16 protein-coding genes are annotated in these 15,609 nt (G+C 74.0%); 13 read left to right on the top strand and 3 right to left on the bottom strand.

Annotated elements, in window-relative coordinates:
* Positions 1 to 2: 2 nt before the first annotated feature.
* Positions 3 to 272 (bottom strand): 30S ribosomal protein S20, encoded by a 270-nt coding sequence (rpsT, locus tag C7Y72_RS14875; protein WP_107569979.1) that lies wholly within the window; start codon positions 270 to 272, stop codon positions 3 to 5.
* A 40-nt stretch (positions 273 to 312) separates the two neighbouring features.
* On the opposite strand from rpsT, the gene murJ reads away from it, so the two are divergent.
* Together murJ and lepA are read left to right on the top strand one after the other, a co-directional pair.
* Positions 313 to 1,944, top strand: a complete 1,632-nt coding sequence (murJ, locus tag C7Y72_RS14870) for a murein biosynthesis integral membrane protein MurJ (protein WP_107569978.1) — start codon at positions 313 to 315, stop codon at positions 1,942 to 1,944.
* A gap of 70 nt (positions 1,945 to 2,014) precedes the next feature.
* Positions 2,015 to 3,826 carry a translation elongation factor 4 gene (gene lepA / locus C7Y72_RS14865; RefSeq protein ID WP_107569977.1) on the top strand — a complete coding sequence of 604 codons (1,812 nt, stop codon included), beginning with the start codon at positions 2,015 to 2,017 and terminating at the stop codon, positions 3,824 to 3,826.
* Between the two features lie 36 nt (positions 3,827 to 3,862).
* Here lepA and C7Y72_RS14860 read toward each other — a convergent pair whose 3' ends face one another.
* A complete protein-coding gene (locus C7Y72_RS14860) occupies positions 3,863 to 4,495 on the bottom strand; it encodes an MOSC domain-containing protein (RefSeq protein ID WP_107569976.1) in 633 nt (210 codons plus the stop codon).
* Positions 4,496 to 4,561: 66 nt separating this feature from the next.
* Here C7Y72_RS14860 and C7Y72_RS14855 point away from each other — a divergent pair, with 66 nt between their 5' ends.
* On the top strand, positions 4,562 to 5,356 hold the full coding sequence (locus tag C7Y72_RS14855; protein ID WP_107569975.1) for an SDR family NAD(P)-dependent oxidoreductase: 795 nt from the start codon (positions 4,562 to 4,564) through the stop codon (positions 5,354 to 5,356).
* A gap of 54 nt (positions 5,357 to 5,410) precedes the next feature.
* Here C7Y72_RS14855 and C7Y72_RS14850 read toward each other — a convergent pair whose 3' ends face one another.
* Entirely contained in the window at positions 5,411 to 6,817 is a 1,407-nt protein-coding gene (locus C7Y72_RS14850) for an aminotransferase-like domain-containing protein (RefSeq protein ID WP_107569974.1), read from the bottom strand.
* On the opposite strand from C7Y72_RS14850, the gene C7Y72_RS14845 reads away from it, so the two are divergent.
* From C7Y72_RS14845 to C7Y72_RS14800, 10 genes are read left to right on the top strand one after another with little or no spacing between them, the layout of a single operon-like run.
* Positions 6,816 to 7,847: a DMT family transporter gene (locus tag C7Y72_RS14845; RefSeq protein ID WP_107569973.1), complete on the top strand. Its 1,032-nt coding sequence runs from the start codon at positions 6,816 to 6,818 to the stop codon at positions 7,845 to 7,847. The genes C7Y72_RS14850 and C7Y72_RS14845 overlap by 2 nt on opposite strands.
* 9 nt (positions 7,848 to 7,856) lie before the next feature.
* On the top strand, positions 7,857 to 8,297 hold the full coding sequence (locus C7Y72_RS14840) for an FAS1-like dehydratase domain-containing protein (RefSeq protein WP_107569972.1): 441 nt from the start codon (positions 7,857 to 7,859) through the stop codon (positions 8,295 to 8,297).
* A 3-nt stretch (positions 8,298 to 8,300) separates the two neighbouring features.
* Entirely contained in the window at positions 8,301 to 8,693 is a 393-nt protein-coding gene (locus C7Y72_RS14835; RefSeq protein ID WP_107569971.1) for a MaoC/PaaZ C-terminal domain-containing protein, read from the top strand.
* 48 nt (positions 8,694 to 8,741) lie between these two features.
* The gene (gene hrcA / locus C7Y72_RS14830; RefSeq protein WP_233243887.1) at positions 8,742 to 9,767 is read left to right on the top strand and encodes a heat-inducible transcriptional repressor HrcA; all 1,026 of its coding nucleotides are present in this window, start codon (positions 8,742 to 8,744) and stop codon (positions 9,765 to 9,767) included.
* Positions 9,764 to 10,903: a molecular chaperone DnaJ gene (gene dnaJ, locus C7Y72_RS14825; RefSeq protein WP_107569970.1), complete on the top strand. Its 1,140-nt coding sequence runs from the start codon at positions 9,764 to 9,766 to the stop codon at positions 10,901 to 10,903. Before hrcA ends, dnaJ begins: the two co-directional genes overlap by 4 nt.
* The gene (locus C7Y72_RS14820) at positions 10,900 to 11,754 is read left to right on the top strand and encodes a 50S ribosomal protein L11 methyltransferase (protein WP_107569969.1); all 855 of its coding nucleotides are present in this window, start codon (positions 10,900 to 10,902) and stop codon (positions 11,752 to 11,754) included. The genes dnaJ and C7Y72_RS14820 overlap by 4 nt, the downstream gene beginning before the upstream one ends.
* A 49-nt stretch (positions 11,755 to 11,803) precedes the next feature.
* Entirely contained in the window at positions 11,804 to 12,757 is a 954-nt protein-coding gene (locus tag C7Y72_RS14815) for an alpha/beta hydrolase (protein WP_107569968.1), read from the top strand.
* Positions 12,758 to 12,815: 58 nt separating this feature from the next.
* Positions 12,816 to 14,168, top strand: a complete 1,353-nt coding sequence (locus C7Y72_RS14810) for an NAD(P)/FAD-dependent oxidoreductase (protein WP_107569967.1) — start codon at positions 12,816 to 12,818, stop codon at positions 14,166 to 14,168.
* Positions 14,169 to 14,176: 8 nt separating this feature from the next.
* Positions 14,177 to 14,608: a GatB/YqeY domain-containing protein gene (locus C7Y72_RS14805; RefSeq protein WP_107569966.1), complete on the top strand. Its 432-nt coding sequence runs from the start codon at positions 14,177 to 14,179 to the stop codon at positions 14,606 to 14,608.
* The gene (locus C7Y72_RS14800; protein ID WP_154731989.1) at positions 14,605 to 15,585 is read left to right on the top strand and encodes a PhoH family protein; all 981 of its coding nucleotides are present in this window, start codon (positions 14,605 to 14,607) and stop codon (positions 15,583 to 15,585) included. The genes C7Y72_RS14805 and C7Y72_RS14800 overlap by 4 nt, the downstream gene beginning before the upstream one ends.
* Positions 15,586 to 15,609 lie beyond the last annotated feature (24 nt).

Genomic DNA, 15,609 nt, shown 5'->3' with positions numbered 1-15,609 from the left:
CGCTACGCGGCGGGCTGGCCCGCGCGGGTGCGGGCGGCGCGGCTCTTCTTGCGCGCGCCGGTGTTCTTGTGCAGCGCGCCGCGCTTGACGGCCTTGTCGATCGTGCGGACGAGCTCGAGGTGCTCGGTGTCGGCGGTCGCGTCGTCACCGGCGGCGACGGCGGCCTCGAGGCGACGGAAGTAGGTCTTGATCTTCGTCGTGTAACGACGGTTCTCGAGACGCTCCCGCTCGGCGCGCAGGATGCGCTTCTTCTGAGAGTGAATGTTGGCCATGGGCGGCGGCGGATGATAGCGGTCCGTAGTCTCCCGGCGCGTGACGCCCCAGGTCCCCGCACAGGACGGTCCCCCGCCGAGCCCCGCCAAGCCCGGCGGCGGCGGTCGCGCCATGGCCCTCAACACGCTGCTGTTCAGCGCCCTGACGGGCCTGTCGCGCATCGCCGGCCTGATCCGCGAGATCGTCGCCTCCAGCTACTTCGCGACCAGTGGCGCCTTCTCGGCGTTCACGATCGCCTTCCAGGTCCCGAACGTCGTGCGCAGCCTCTTCGCCGACGCGGCGCTCAGCGCGGCCTTCGTGCCGGTGTTCACCGAGCTGCTGGAGCAGGACCGCAAGCAGGACGCGTTCCGGCTCGCGTCGACGCTGTTCTGGCTCGTGCTCAGCGTCCTCGGCGCGATCACCGCGCTGTTCATGCTCGGCGCGGGGTGGCTGATGCCGCTGTTCACCGGCGGCGAGTTCACCAGCGAGCTGGACCAGCTGACGGTCGGCCTCAGCCGCGTCCTGTTCCCGATCGTCCTGCTGCTGGGCATCAACGGCCTGCTCGTCGGGATCCTCAACGCCTACGACCAGTTCTCGATCCAGGCCCTGTCGCCGCTGATCTGGAACATCGTGATCCTCGTCCTCCTCGTCGCGACGAAGCCGTTCTTCGCGGGCGACGACGAGCTCTACGCGTACGCGATCGGGGTCCTCGTCGGCACGGTCGTCCAGGTCGCCATGGCCGTCCCGGCACTGCGGCGGATGGGCTTCAACATCGCCCCGAACTTCCGCTGGCGCGACCCGCGGGTCCGCCAGGTGCTGAAGCTCATGCTGCCGGTGACGATCGGGCTCGGGCTGATCAACTTCAACCTGCTCATCAACTCGTTCCTGGGGGCGCTGGTCAGCGAGCAGGCGCCGCGCGCGATCGACGCCGCGTTCCGCATCTACATGCTGCCCCAGGGCATGTTCAGCGTCGCGGTCGCGACCGTGCTGTACCCGGCCCTCAGCCGCTTCGCGGCGCGCCGCGACCACGACGGCCTGCGCGCGCTGACCGCCAACGGCTTCCGCCAGATCTTCCTGCTGCTCGTGCCCGCGGCCGCGGCGACGATCGCGCTCGCGACCCCGATCACGCGGCTGGTCTACGAGCACGGCGAGTTCGGACCGGACTCCACGAAGCTCGTCTCCAGCGCGCTGTTCTGGTTCTCGTTCAGCCTGCCGTTCAGCGGCGTGAACCTGCTGCTGACGCGGACGTTCTTCTCGCTGCAGCGGCCCTGGATCACCACGAAGCTCGCGGGCCTGAACCTGCTCGTGAACGTCGTCGTCAGCGCCGCGCTCTACGGGCCGTTCGGGATCCCGGGGATCGTCGCGGGCACGGTCGCGTCGAGCGCGTTCATGACCGCCGCGCAGATGTACTGCCTGCGCCGCGAGCTCGACAACCGCCTCGAGGTCCGCGAGACCGCGGTGGCGATCGCGAAGATCGTCGGGGCCGCCGTCGCGTTCGGGCTGCTGGCCTACTGGACGTGGTGGGGCCTGGACGAGGTCCTCGGGCGCAGCATCCCCGCCCAGATCGTCAGCGTCGGCAGCGCGCTGACCGCCGGCACGATCATCTACGTGGGGATCGTCCTGCTGCTCGACGTGCGGGAGGCCGCGCAGATCCAGCGGCTGCTGGCCGGCCGCCTGCGACGCGGCCGCTGACCCGGGCGGGGGCCGCGGGGCGCCTCGGCACGCGGCCGCCGGGGGCCGCGTGCGATCCTGTGTGCCGCCCATGGCCGACCAGTCGCAGATCCGGAACTTCTCGATCATCGCCCACATCGACCACGGGAAGTCGACGCTGGCCGATCGCATCCTCGAGCTGACGCAGACGGTCGACCCCCGGCTGATGCGCGCGCAGCTGCTCGACTCGATGGAGCTCGAGCGCGAGCGCGGCATCACGATCAAGTCGCAGGCGGTGCGCGTCTACTTCACCTCCCGGCGCGACGGCGAGACCTACCAGTTCCACCTCATCGACACCCCCGGCCACGTCGACTTCACCTACGAGGTCTCGCGGTCGCTGGCGGCGTGCGAGGGCGCGCTGCTCGTCGTCGACGCGTCGCAGGGGGTCGAGGCCCAGACGCTCGCCAACACGTACCTCGCGGTCGACGCGGGCCTCGAGCTGATCCCGTGCCTGAACAAGATCGACCTGCCGGGCGCCGAGCCCGAGCGCGTCGCCGCCGAGGTCGCGGAGCTGCTCGGCGAGCCCGCGGACGCGATCAAGCGCATCAGCGGCAAGACCGGGGAGGGCGTGCTCGAGGTCCTCGAGGAGCTCGTCGAGAAGGTCCCGCCGCCGGAGGGGGACCCCGACGCGGCGCCCCGCGCGGTGATCTTCGACTCGGAGTTCGACCAGTACCGCGGCGTGGTCGCCTACATCCGCGTCGTCGACGGCACCTTCCGCAAGGGCGAGGCGATCCGCGCGATGGCGACCGGCACCGAGGCCGACATCGACGACATCGGCTACTTCACCCCGGCGATGACGAGCGCCGACCACCTCACGGTCGGGGAGGTCGGGTACGTCATCACCGGCATCAAGGACGTCACGAAGCTGCGCGTCGGCGACACGATCACGACGAAGCGCGCGGGGGCCGAGGAGGCCCTGCCCGGCTACCGCGACGTGCAGCCGGTCGTCTTCTGCGGCATGTTCCCGATCGAGGCCGACGACTACGGCGACCTCCGCGACGCGCTCGAGAAGCTGACGCTCAACGACGCGGCGCTGCACTGGGAGCCCGAGACCTCCGACGCCCTGGGATTCGGCTTCCGCTGCGGCTTCCTCGGTCTGCTGCACATGGACATCGTGCGCGAGCGGCTGGAGCGCGAGTACGACCTCAACCTCATGTGCACGATGCCCTCGGTGGGCTTCGAGGTCTCGCTCACCAACGGCGAGGAGCTGCACGTCTACAACCCGTCCGACATGCCCGAGCCGGCCCGGATCAAGGAGATCCGCGAGCCGTACGTGAAGGCCACGATCATCACGCCGAAGGAGTACGTCGGCACGATCATGGAGCTCTGCCAGGACAAGCGCGGCGAGCACGACGGCATGACCTACCTGTCCGCCGACCGCGTGCAGATGATGTACGACCTGCCGCTGTCGGAGATCGTCATGGACTTCTTCGACCAGCTGAAGTCGCGGACCCGCGGGTACGCGTCGCTGGACTACGAGGTCACCGGCATGAAGGCCTCGAACCTCGTGCGGCTCGACGTGCTGCTCGCCGGCGACGTCGTCGACGCGCTGAGCATGCTCGTCCACAAGGACAAGGCCTACGGCGTCGGCCGCACGCTCACCGAGAAGCTGCGCGAGAAGATCCCGCGCCAGCAGTACGACGTGCCGATCCAGGCGGCGATCGGCTCCCACATCGTCGCCCGCGAGACCGTCAAGGCCTTCCGCAAGGACGTCACCGCCAAGTGCTACGGCGGCGACATCTCCCGCAAGCGCAAGCTGCTGGAGAAGCAGAAGGAGGGCAAGCGGCGGATGAAGCAGGTCGGCCGCGTCGAGGTGCCGCAGGAGGCGTTCCTCGCGGTCCTCGAGCTCGGCGACGCGAAGTAGTCGCGCCGTCGGCGGGCGCCGCGCGACGCGGGCCCGTCAGTCCGCGTCGGCCGCCCAGGCGGCCAGGCGCGACGCGAGCTCCGGGACCGCACGCAGCTCGGCGGCCCGGTGGCGCTCGTGCTGCACGATCCGCGCGACGTCCGCGACCGTGACGCCGTGCGCCGGCCGGTCGACCACGGTGACCGCGTCGCCGGCACCGACGTCCCCGGGCTCGAGGATGCGCAGGTACGCCCCGGTGCGGCCCGCGTGTGCGAACCGCCGCACGATGCCGGTCCCCGGGAAGACGCGCCCGAGCTTCGCGCACGGGATCCGCGGCGCCGTCACCGCCAGCAGCACCGGGCCGACCCGCCAGCGCTCGCCGATCACCGCGCCGTTGGGGTCGACGTCCCGGGTCGTGAGGTTCTCCCCGATCGTGCCCGGCGAGATCGCGTCGAGCCCGAGCTCCGTCGCCCACCAGGCGAGGTCCTCCGACGCGTACGCGTAGACGGCCTGGTCGGGGCCGCCGTGGTAGCGGCGCTCGACCTGCTCGTCGCCCGCGAGCGCCTCGCCGTGGAGCGCGACGCGGCCCGGCTGCGGGGCCTTGCGGATCGCACTGCGCACCGGGCGCCCGCGGCTTGCGCCGTGCTCACGGGCGCGGCCGACGTTGACGCTGAGCACCGTGCCGGACACGGACGGGATGCTGGCAGACCGGGCGGGCGGGCCGGCCCGCGACGGGGTCCTCGTAGGCTCCCGCCCATGGACCTCGGACTGACCGGCCGTGCGTGCGTCGTCACCGGCGCCTCCCAGGGGATCGGCCGCGAGATCGCGCTGCGGCTGGCTGCGGAGGGCGCCGACGTGCTCGTCGTGGCCCGCCGCGAGGACGCGCTGGGCGCGGTCGCGCAGGCGGCGTCCGGGCCGGGCCGCGTGGTGCCGTGCGTCGCGGACGTGACCGACCCGGCGGCGCCCGCGCGGGTGCTGGACGCCGCGCACGACGCCTTCGGGGCGGTCGACGTCCTCGTCAACAACGCGGGCACGTCCTACGTGCGGGCGCTGGAGGAGCTGACCGACGAGGACTGGCACCGCAACCACGAGCTGCACGTCATGGCCCCGATGCGGCTGATGCAGGCGCTGGCGCCCCGGATGGCCGACCGGGGCTGGGGGCGGATCGTCAACGTCACCTCCTCGGCGGGCAAGCGCCCGTCCCCGATGAACGCCGCCTACGCGGTGAGCAAGGCGGGGCAGCTGTCGCTCTCGCGGGCCTTCGCGGACGCCTACGCGGCGCGCGGGGTGCTCGTCAACGCGGTCGCCCCGGGGATCACGGCCAGCGAGCTGTGGGTCGGGGAGGGCGGGATGGCCGACCAGCTCGCGGGCCGCGACGGCGGCACCCGCGAGGAGGCGATCGCGGCGCGCGCGGCGAAGGCGCCGCTGGGCCGCATGTCGACCCCGGCGGAGATCGCCGACGTCGTCGTCTTCCTCTGCAGCGAGCGCGCCGCGAGCGTGGCGGGCGCCGCCTGGTCGGTCGACGGCGGCGCCGTCGCCACCATCCTCTAAGCGGTCGAACATGGAGAAGTTCGCCGTGGAGCCGACGTTCTCCCTGTTCGGCCGCTAGATGAGGGCGGCGAGGCGGGTGATGGCCTCGGTGAGGTCGCGGGGTGGGGCGCCGGCGTAGGTGAGGCGCAGGAACGGGGCGGGGGGCTCGGCGGCGAACCACGGGCGACCGGGGCTGACGACGACGCCCGCGGCGCGTGCGGCGAGCGCGAGCTGCACGTCGTCGACGCCGTCGGGCAGGCGCACCCAGACGTGGAAGCCGCCGGCGGGCCGACCGAGGGGCACGGCATCGGGGAGGGTGGCGGCCAGGGCGGCCAGCAGCGCGTCGCGCCGGGCGGCGAGGCCGCTGCGCAGCTGCTTGCGGTGTCGCCGCCAGGTCGGTGAGCCGACGAGGTCGACGGCCGTCTGCTGCAGCGGGCCGGACACGTAGAAGTCGTCGAGCAGCCGCGCGGCGCGCAGCCGGCTGCCGGCGGGCCCGCGCGCGGCAATCGCCCCGACCCGCAGGCCCGGGGCGACCGACTTCGTCAGCGAGCGCAGCAGCACGACGTGGCCGTGGCGGTCGTCGGCGGCCAGCGGCGGGGGCGGGTCGCCGTCGATCGCGAGGTCGCGCGCCGCGTCGTCCTCGACGAGGAACGCCCCGGCCGCGGCGACGACGTCCAGGACGGCGGCGCGCCGGTCGGGCGCGAGCACGGCCCCGTGCGGGTTGGCGTACGTCGGCTGCGCGTAGAACAGCCGTGAGCCGGTGCGGCTGAACGCGTCGGCGAGGAGGTCGGGGCGCACGCCGTCGCGGTCGCTGGGGACGGGCACCACGCGCAGGCCGGCGGCGCGGGCGGCCGCGAGCGCCCCGAGGTAGGTGGGGGACTCCACGAGCAGCAGCTCGCCGGGCTGGGCGAGCGCACGGAAGGTCGTGGCGAGCGCCGCCTGCCCGCCCGCGGTGACGAGCACGTCGTCGGCGGTGAACGCGCCGCCGGCGTCGCGCGCGAACCAGGCGCGCAGCTCGGGCAGGCCGGCGGTCGGGCCGCGGTCCCAGACGGTCTCGCGGCGCCCGGCGCGGGCCAGCGCGGTCGCCAGCGCGCCTCGCGGCTGGAGCGCGGGCTCCAGGTACCCGGTGCTCAGCGGCAGCTCGCCGGGCCCGGCGAGGCGCAGCAGCTCGTCGAGGGCGCCGGCGTGGGTGGGGCGGCCGCCGAGCGCGACCTCCTGCCAGGAGAGGTCGGCGGGACCGTCGCCGGACGACGGAGCGGCGGGGGAGGCCGCGCGCTCGGCGACGAAGGTGCCGCTGCCGGGCCGGGGGTCGACGACGCCCTCGGCGGCCAGCCGGGTGATCGCGCGCTGGACGGTCACGGGGGAGGCGCGGTGGCGGGCGGTCAGCTCCCGCACGGACGGAAGGCGGCTGCCAGGTGGGAGGAGCCTCGCAGCCGCCCTCACGTCCTCGATAACGCGGTGCTCGGTGTTATCGTTGTGCATGAGAGATGACAGTAACGCTACTGCGCCCGGTCGAGAAACGCAAGGGCTGCTCCTCGGAGCGCTCGGCGTCGTGGCCTTCTCGTTCTCCCTGCCCGCGACCCGCGTCGCCGTCGACGGCGGGCTCGACCCGTGGCTCGTCGCCTTCGGCCGCGCCACCGTCGCCGCCCTGCTAGCCGTCGCCGTGCTCGCCGTCGGGCGTGCTCCACGGCCCACGGGCCCCCAGACCCGGCGGCTGCTGGTCGTCGCCGCCGGGGTCGTCGTCGGCTTCCCGCTGGCGACCTCGCTGGCGCTCGAGACCGAGACCGCGGCGCACGGGATCGTCGTCATCGGCGTCCTGCCCGCGCTGACCGCGTCGTTCGCGGTCCTGCGCGCGGGCGAGCGGCCGTCGGGCCGCTTCTGGCTGGCGGCCGCCGCCGGACTGCTGATCGTCGGCGGCTTCGCGCTCGCCACCAGCGGTGGCGCCCCCACCCGCGCCGACGGCCTGATGCTCCTCGGGACCGTGGTCTGCGCGCTCGGCTACGCGGAGGGCGGGGCCCTCGCGCGCGAGCTCGGCGGGGCGCGCACGATCTGCTGGGCGCTCGTGCTCGCGCTCCCGCTCACGGCCGCGATCGCCGCGGCGTCGCTCGCCTCGACGCCCGTCTCCGGCGTCCCCGGGACCGCCTGGGCGGGATTCGCGTACGTCTCGGTCTTCTCGATGTTCCTCGGCTTCTTCGCCTGGTACGCGGGGCTCGCCCGGGGCGGTGTCGCGAAGGTCGGGCAGGTGCAGCTCGCGCAGCCGCTGCTCGGGCTCGGCTGGTCGGCGCTCGTGCTCGGTGAGGCCGTCGGCCCGGGCACCGCGGCCGCGGCGCTGGGGGTCCTGGCCTGCGTCGTGGCCACCCAGCGCGCCCGCGTCGAGCGGATCCCGCCGCCCACCCCGGTCCCGGCCGCCGTCGCGGTCGCCTCGGGGCCCGGCCGGTCGCCCCGCCCGGTGCCCGCCGCACCGGCGGCCGGCGGGCACCCGCACGGCCGGGCGGACCGCGCCGTGGGCTAGGGTCGGGGCGTGCCCGTCTCCACCCGCGCCGTCGGCAGGACCTTCCCCGCGGCCACCTACGCGGTCGGCCGCGAGAAGATCCGCGAGTACGCGCTGGCCGTGGGAGAGACCGACCCGCTGCACCACGACCTCGAGGCGGCGCGCAGGGCGGGCTACGCCGACCTCGTCGCGCCCCCGATGTTCGTCGCCGTCTACGCCGCCCCTGCGCTGGGCCCCGCGCTGTTCGACCCCGAGGTCGGCATCGACTTCGCGCACATGGTCCACGCGGGCCAGGAGTTCCGCTGGGGACCGCTCGTCGTGGCGGGCGACGAGATCGCGACCACGGTGACCGTGCACGAGATCACCGAGCGGGACGGTCGCGGCTTCTACACCTTCGTGTCCACCTCCACGAACCAGCGCGACGAGATCGTCTGCGTCGGCACGTGGACGAACGTCGTCCGCGAGGCCTGACCCGTGAGCGCCCTGCAGCCCGGCGAGCCGCTCCCCGAGCTCGTCGTCACCCCGGACAAGCTCCTGCCCGTCCGCTACGCCGGCGCCTCCGGCGACTTCAACCCGATCCACGTCGACGAGGAGTTCGCGCGCGCCGTCGGCCTGCCCGGACGCATCCTCCACGGGCTCTGGACGATGGCGCAGGTCGCGCGCGCCCACACCGAGGCGGCGGGTGGCCCCGCGACGCTGCGGAGCCTCGCGGTGCAGTTCCGCGGCATGGGGCTCCCGGAGCAGGAGATCACGGTCACCGGGACCGTCCGCACCGTCGAGGACGGGATCGCGACCGTCGACGCCGTCGCCACCCAGGCCGACCGCCCGATCGTCCGCGACGCGGTCGCCGAGCTCGACCTGCGCTGAGCGGCGTCCGGGGCCCGCACGCTCCGCGACGTCTCCTACCATGTGGGGGTGGTGCTGAGCCCCCGCCAAGAGACGATCCTGCGCAAGGTCGTGGACGCGTACCTCGTGTCCGCCGCGCCCGTCGGCTCCAAGGCGCTCGCCGCCGACCCCGACCTCGACTGCGGGCCCTCCACGATCCGCAACGAGCTCGCGCTGCTCGAGGAGCACGGCCTGCTCGCGCACCCGCACACCTCCGCCGGCCGCGTCCCGACCGAGGCGGGCCACCGCTACGTCGTCGACCGCCTCCTCGGCGGCCAGCTGCCGCTGCCCGCGCCGCAGGAGCCGCTCGAGCTCCAGCTCGTCCGCCGCGAGGTCGACGAGGCGATGCGCGTCACCACCGAGACGCTCAGCCAGGTCACGAACCTCCTGGCGATCGTCTCCGCGCCGCCGCTGGACACCGCGACGATCCGGCACATCGAGGTGCTCGCGCTGCAGCCGACCGTGCTGATGGTCGTCGTCATCACCAGCACCGGCGGCGTCACCAAGCGGCTGTTCTCGTTCGACGCGCCCGTCGACAGCGGCCTCGTCTCCTGGGCCGCCGACGAGCTCAACGGCCGCCTGGTCGGCATGGGCCTCGGTGCGCGGATGCTCGCGCAGCGCCTCAACGACCCGTCCTTCGGGCCGGGCGAGCGCGCGTTCCTGCAGGCGCTCAGCCCGGTCTTCACCGATCTCGCCGCCACCGCCGACGACACGCTCTACGTCGACGGGGCCGCCCGGCTGCTCGCCGAGCACGGCGTCCAGGACCTCACCCAGATCAACGAGCTGCTGACGATGCTCGAGCGGCGCGTGTCGCTGCTGGGCGTCCTGCAGTCCGCGCTCGGGGAGCGCGACGTGCTCGTGCGCATCGGCCAGGAGAACGAGACGCCGGCGCTGCGCTCGCTCGCCGTGGTCGCCTCCGGCTACGGCCTGCCCGCCCGCAAGCTCGGCACCGTCTCGGTGATCGGCCCGGTCCGCATGGACTACGGCGCCGCGATCCACACCGTCCGCGAGGCGGCCTTCCAGCTCTCCCGCTTCATCGAAGAGGTCTACGAATGAGCAGTTCCACCAAGCGCGACCCGTACGAGATCCTCGGGGTCGCGCGCGACGCGGACGAGACGGTCATCAAGAAGGCCTTCCGCCGGCTCGCCCGCGAGCTGCACCCCGACGTCAACGCGCACGACCCGCAGGCCGAGGAGAAGTTCAAGGAGGCCGCGGAGGCCTACGAGATCCTCTCCGACCCCGAGCGACGCGCGACGTTCGACCGCTACGGCCACGACGGCCTGCGCGGGGCGGGCGCGGCCCCGAACTTCGACGGCTTCGGCTCGATCAGCGACCTCTTCGACGCGTTCTTCGGCGGGGGCGGCGGCCCGTTCGGCGGCGGTGGCGGGCGCGGCGGTCCGGCCGCGGGCGGCGACGTCGCGGTGCAGGTCGAGATCGACCTCGCCGAGGCGTTCACCGGCGTCAAGCAGCAGGTCAGCTTCGAGGTCGTCGGGACCTGCAGCACCTGCCACGGCAACGGCGCGACGCCCGGCACCCCGATCCGGGCGTGCGAGCGCTGCGGCGGGGCGGGGCGGCTGCAGGCCGTGCGCCGCACCCCGTTCGGCCAGGTCGTGCAGACCGTGGAGTGCGACACCTGCCACGGGGACGGTCGCGTGCCCGAGCAGCCGTGCACGACCTGCCGCGGGCGCGGCCGCGAGGTGACGCTCAGCGAGCTCGACGTCGACATCCCGGCCGGGATCGCGGACGGGCAGCGGATCCGCGTCAGCGGGCGCGGGCACGCGGGCGAGCTCGGCGGGCCCGCCGGGGACCTCTACGTGCTCGTGGTCGTCCGCCCGCACGACCGCTTCCTGCGCGACGGCGACGACCTCGTCACCGTCCTCGACGTGCCCGCCCCGCGCGCGGCGCTGGGCACGACGATCGAGCTCGAGGGCCTCGACGGCCCGGTGACCTTCACCGTGCCCGCCGGCACGCAGCCGGGCGAGGTGCTGTCCGTGCGCGGCCGCGGCGTCCCGGTCCTGCGCCGTCCGGGCCGGGCGGGGGACCTGCGCGGCGTCGTCAACGTCGTGATCCCGCGCCGGCTCTCCAAGGAGCAGAAGCGCCTGCTGGAGCAGCTCGCCGGCACGATCACGGAGGACAACCTCCGCGACGACGAGACGATGGTCGGCAAGCTGCGCCGGCTCATGGGCCAGTGATCCGGCTCGCGGTCCGGGTCCGCCGCGCGGACGCCGAGCTGGCGCTCGCCGACCTCCTGACCTTCGCGCCGTCCGGGGTGGAGGAGACCGACATCTCCGCCGACGTCGTCGAGTTCGCGATCTACGGGGCGCCGGGGGAGATCCCCGAGCTGCCCGACCTCGAGGCCGCGGCGGGCGGGGCGCTCGTCGAGATCCGCACCACGGAGGTCGCCGACGACTGGTCCGAGCGGTGGCGGGCCTTCCACCAGCCGATCCTCGTCGGCGGGCGACTGCACGTGCGCCCGCCGTGGTGCCCGCCGCACGCCGCCGCGCCGGGGGAGCCGCCGGTGCGCGAGCTCGTGATCGACCCCGGGCAGGCGTTCGGGACCGGCGCGCACGACACGACCCGGCTGTGCCTGGAGCTGCTGCTCGGCCTCGCCGACGACCCGATGGTGGAGCGCGGCGCGGTCGTCGACGTCGGCTGCGGCTCCGGGGTGCTCGCGATCGCCGCGGTCGCGCTCGGCTGGGGGCCGGCGGTCGGCGTCGACCACGACCCCGCCTCGGTGCAGGCCACGCGCGAGAACGCCGCGGTCAACGGCGTCGCGGTCGCCGCGCAGCGCCACGACCTCGTCTACGACGGGCCGTCCCCGCACGCGCCGCTGGTGCTCGCGAACCTGCTGCGGCCGCTGCTGCTGCGGGTCGCGCAGGAGGGCTTCGCGCAGGACCGGGTCCCGGACCGGCTGATCGCCTCCGGGCTGCTGCGGGCGGAGGCCGACGAGGTCGCGGACGCGTTCGCGCAGCGCCTGGGACTGGTCGAGGCGGACCGCCGCGAGGGCGGCGAGTGGGCCGCCCTGCTGCTGCAGCGCGCCTGACGGCGCAGATCCGCCACATCCGCGGCGTCGGGCGGGGTAGCATCGCGCCATGGCCCACCCGCGGATCGACACGACCTTCCCGTCCGGCGGCGAGCAGTGCGCCGCCTACGTCTACCGGCCCGAGGACCAGCAGGGCGACGCGCCCTGCGTGGTGATGGGCCACGGCTTCTCCGCCACCCGCGACGACCGGATGCCGGAGTACGCGGAGCGGTTCGCCGCCGCGGGCATGGTCGTCGTGGTGTTCGACTACCGGTACTTCGGGGCGAGCACCGGGGAGCCACGGCAGCTCCTGGACATCGGCAAGCAGCACGAGGACTGGGAGGCGGCGATCGCGTTCGCCCGGCGCCTGGACGGCGTCGACCCCGCCCGGATCGCGCTGTGGGGCTCCTCGTTCAGCGGCGGGCACGCGCAGGCGCTGGCGATCCGCCACGGCGCGACGGGCCCGTCGGCGATCGCCTGCGTGATCGCGCAGGCCCCGTACGTCGACGGCCTCGCGGCGCTGAAGGAGATCCCCCCGGTCAACCTGGCCAAGGCCACCGCCGCCGGGCTCGCCGACCAGGCCGCCGCGCTGCTGGGCCGGCCCCCGAAGATGATGCCGGTGGTCGGGGACCCGGGGAGCTTCGCGCTGCTCACCGCCGCGGAGGCCAAGCCCGGCTTCGAGGCGATCGCCCCGCCGCACTCGCGCTGGCGCAACGAGGTCTGCGCCCGGATCGCGCTGCGGATCGCGCTCTACCGGCCGGGGGCCAAGGCGCAGGACATCCCGTGCCCGATCCTCTACTGCGTCTGCGACGACGACCACACGACGCCGCCCGGTCCCGCGATCGCCGCGGCGGAGAAGGCGCCGTACGGGGAGCTGATCCGCTACCCGATGGGCCACTTCGAGATCTACGTCGGCGACGGCTTCGAGCGGTCCAGCGCCGACCAGGTCGCGTTCCTGCGCCGCCACCTCGGGCTCGGCGAGCCGACCAGCGGCGAGGCGACGGAGGCGGCCGCGCCCGCCTGAGCTTGTGACAGGCTTGTGCGGTTGGCCTCACGGGTAGGAGGAGGCCTATGGTGAGCACATGGCCTGGAACGTCGTCATAGCCGGGGGCGGGTTCGGCGGATTCGCCGCCGCCCGCACCCTCGAGCGCGTCCTGCCGAAGCACAGCGCGCGCATCACGGTCGTCACCGACCAGAACTTCATGCTCTACACGCCGCTGCTCCCGGGCGCGGCGGCGGGCACGCTCGAGCCGCGGCACGTCGTCGTGCCGCTGCGCGAGGAGCTGCGCGAGGGCACCGACCTGCGGCTCGGCCGGGTGACCTCCGCCGACCCGGCGGAGAAGACGATCACCGTGCAGTCGGTCCACGGCCGCAGCGAGGTGCTGCCCTACGACCAGCTGATCGTCGCGCTCGGCGCCGTGAACCGCACGCTCCCGGTCCCCGGCCTCGAGGAGCACGCGATGGGCTTCAAGGACCTGCCCGAGGCGATCCGGCTGCGCAACCACGTCATCCGCACGCTCGAGGCGGCGGAGTCGACGGAGGACCCGAGCGAGCGCGCGGCGTGGCTGACCTACGTCTTCGTCGGCGCGGGCTACGCGGGCCTGGAGGGCCTCGCCGAGCTGCAGGACTTCGCGGCCGACGTGCTGGAGCTCTACCCGCGCTGCCGCACGCACGGCATCCGCTGGATCCTCGTCGAGGCGCGCGAGCAGGTCATGCCGGAGATCCAGCGGGACCTCGCGTCGTTCGCCGAGACCGAGCTGCGCAGCCGCGGGATCGAGATCCGGACCTCGACGACGCTCGAGGAGGTCACCGCCGACACGGCTCGCCTGTCCGACGGCGAGGTCGTCCGCACCCGCACGGTGGTGTGGACCGCGGGCGTCAAGCCGGCGCCGGTCGTGGCCGAGCTCGGCCTGCCGCTGGGCAAGGGCGGCCGCATCGAGGTCGACGCGACGATGAAGGTCGCGGGCGTCGACGGCGTCTGGGCGATCGGCGACGCCGCGGGCGTGCCCGACCCGGCCCGCAAGGGCGAGGCCTGCCCGCCGACCGCACAGCACGCGATCCGCCAGGGCCGACGGGTGGCGAAGAACGTCGCCGCGGCGCTCGGCACCGGTCGCGTGCGCCCGTTCACGTTCAAGACGAAGGGCGTCTTCGTCGACATGGGCCGCTACCAGGCGGTGGCGAGCACGATGGGCATCAAGTGGCGCGGGCTGCCCGCCTGGTGGCTGGCGCGCACCTACCACCTGATGGCGATGCCGGGCACGAAGCGCCGTCTGCGGCTGCTGCTGGACTGGAACGTCGGCCTGCTGTTCGGGCGCGACACGTCCGAGCTCGGACGCCTGGGCCATCCGGCCAGACTCGAACCCCCGACCGCCACGAGCGCGCCCGCGCCCGACACCGCGTCCGCGACCGAGGAGCCGTCCGGACCGGGCGTATGATCGGTTCCGTGCCGGTCGCCGACACCGTCAAGCAGGACCTCGTCACCGCCATGAAGGCGGGCGACAAGGAGCGGGTCGCCGCGCTGCGGATGGTGCTGAGCGAGCTGCAGAAGGCCGCCAAGGAGGGTGGGGACGACGAGACCACGGTGCTGCGTCGCGAGCGCAAGCGCCGCGTCGAGTCGGCCACCGCCTTCCGGGACGCCGGCCGTGAGGAGCTGGCCGCCGCCGAGGAGGCGGAGGCGCAGATCATCACGGCCTACCTCCCCGCGGAGCTGGACGACGACCGCCTGCGCGAGATCGCGCGGGAGGCCGTCGCGGAGGTCGGAGCCACGTCCCCGAAGGACATGGGGCTGGTGATGAAGGCCGCCATGGCGCGCGTCGCAGGCCAGGCGGACGGCAAGCGGGTGTCCACCATCGTGCAGGAGGTCCTGAGGACTTGAGGCGTCAGATCGAAGTGTCCAACGAGGTCGCGGCCGCGCTGAGCGGCAGCGGGGATCAGATCCTCCGAGCGCTCGAGGGGCACGTCGACTGCGACGTCTTCCTGCGCGGGAACCTCATCACGCTCGACGGCGACGCCGAGGCGCTGGCCGCGGCGACGACCGTGGTGCGCGAGCTCGACGAGCTGGTCAAGCACGGGCACGAGATCGGACCTGGCACCATCCGGACGGTGAGCAACGCGCTGGAGCAGCACGAGTCGCCGTCGGCGGTCCTGGAGGACGTCGTCTGGCGTCACCGGTCGCGGAAGTTCGCGCCGAAGACCGTGACGCAGAAGCGCTACGTCGACTCGATCCGGCAGAACACGGTGACCTTCGGCGTCGGCCCGGCCGGCACCGGCAAGACGTTCCTCGCGGTCGCCGCGGCGGCGGCGGCGCTGCACCGGCGCGAGATCAGCCGCATCATCCTCACGCGCCCCGCGGTCGAGGCCGGCGAGCGCCTGGGCTTCCTGCCCGGCGACCTGATGGCGAAGATCGACCCGTACCTGCGCCCGCTGTTCGACGCGCTCCACGACATGATGGAGCCGGAGAAGGTGACCGCCCATCTCGAGAAGGGCGTCATCGAGGTCGCGCCGCTGGCGTTCATGCGCGGCCGCACGCTCAACGACTCGTTCGTGATCCTCGACGAGGCGCAGAACACGACGCCCGAGCAGATGAAGATGTTCCTCACGCGGCTGGGCTTCAACTCGAAGATGGTCATCACCGGCGACGTCACCCAGGTCGACCTGCCGCGCGAGCACCAGTCCGGCCTGATCGCGGTGGGGGACATCCTCACCGACGTCGACGGCATCGACTTCATCCGCTTCGGCGGCGAGGACGTCGTGCGCCACCGGCTCGTGCAGCGGATCGTCGAGGCGTACGCCGACCACGCCGAGCGCCAGGCCCCGGGCCTGCGCCCGGCCACGGACCGCAAGCGCGCCTAGGCGCGCGGACGGCGACGGGCGCAC

The organism is Paraconexibacter algicola (genome assembly GCF_003044185.1).
In the GTDB taxonomy this organism is placed as follows: Bacteria; Actinomycetota; Thermoleophilia; order Solirubrobacterales; family Solirubrobacteraceae; genus Paraconexibacter; species Paraconexibacter algicola.
This window is presented reverse-complemented; position numbering and strand designations above follow the sequence as displayed.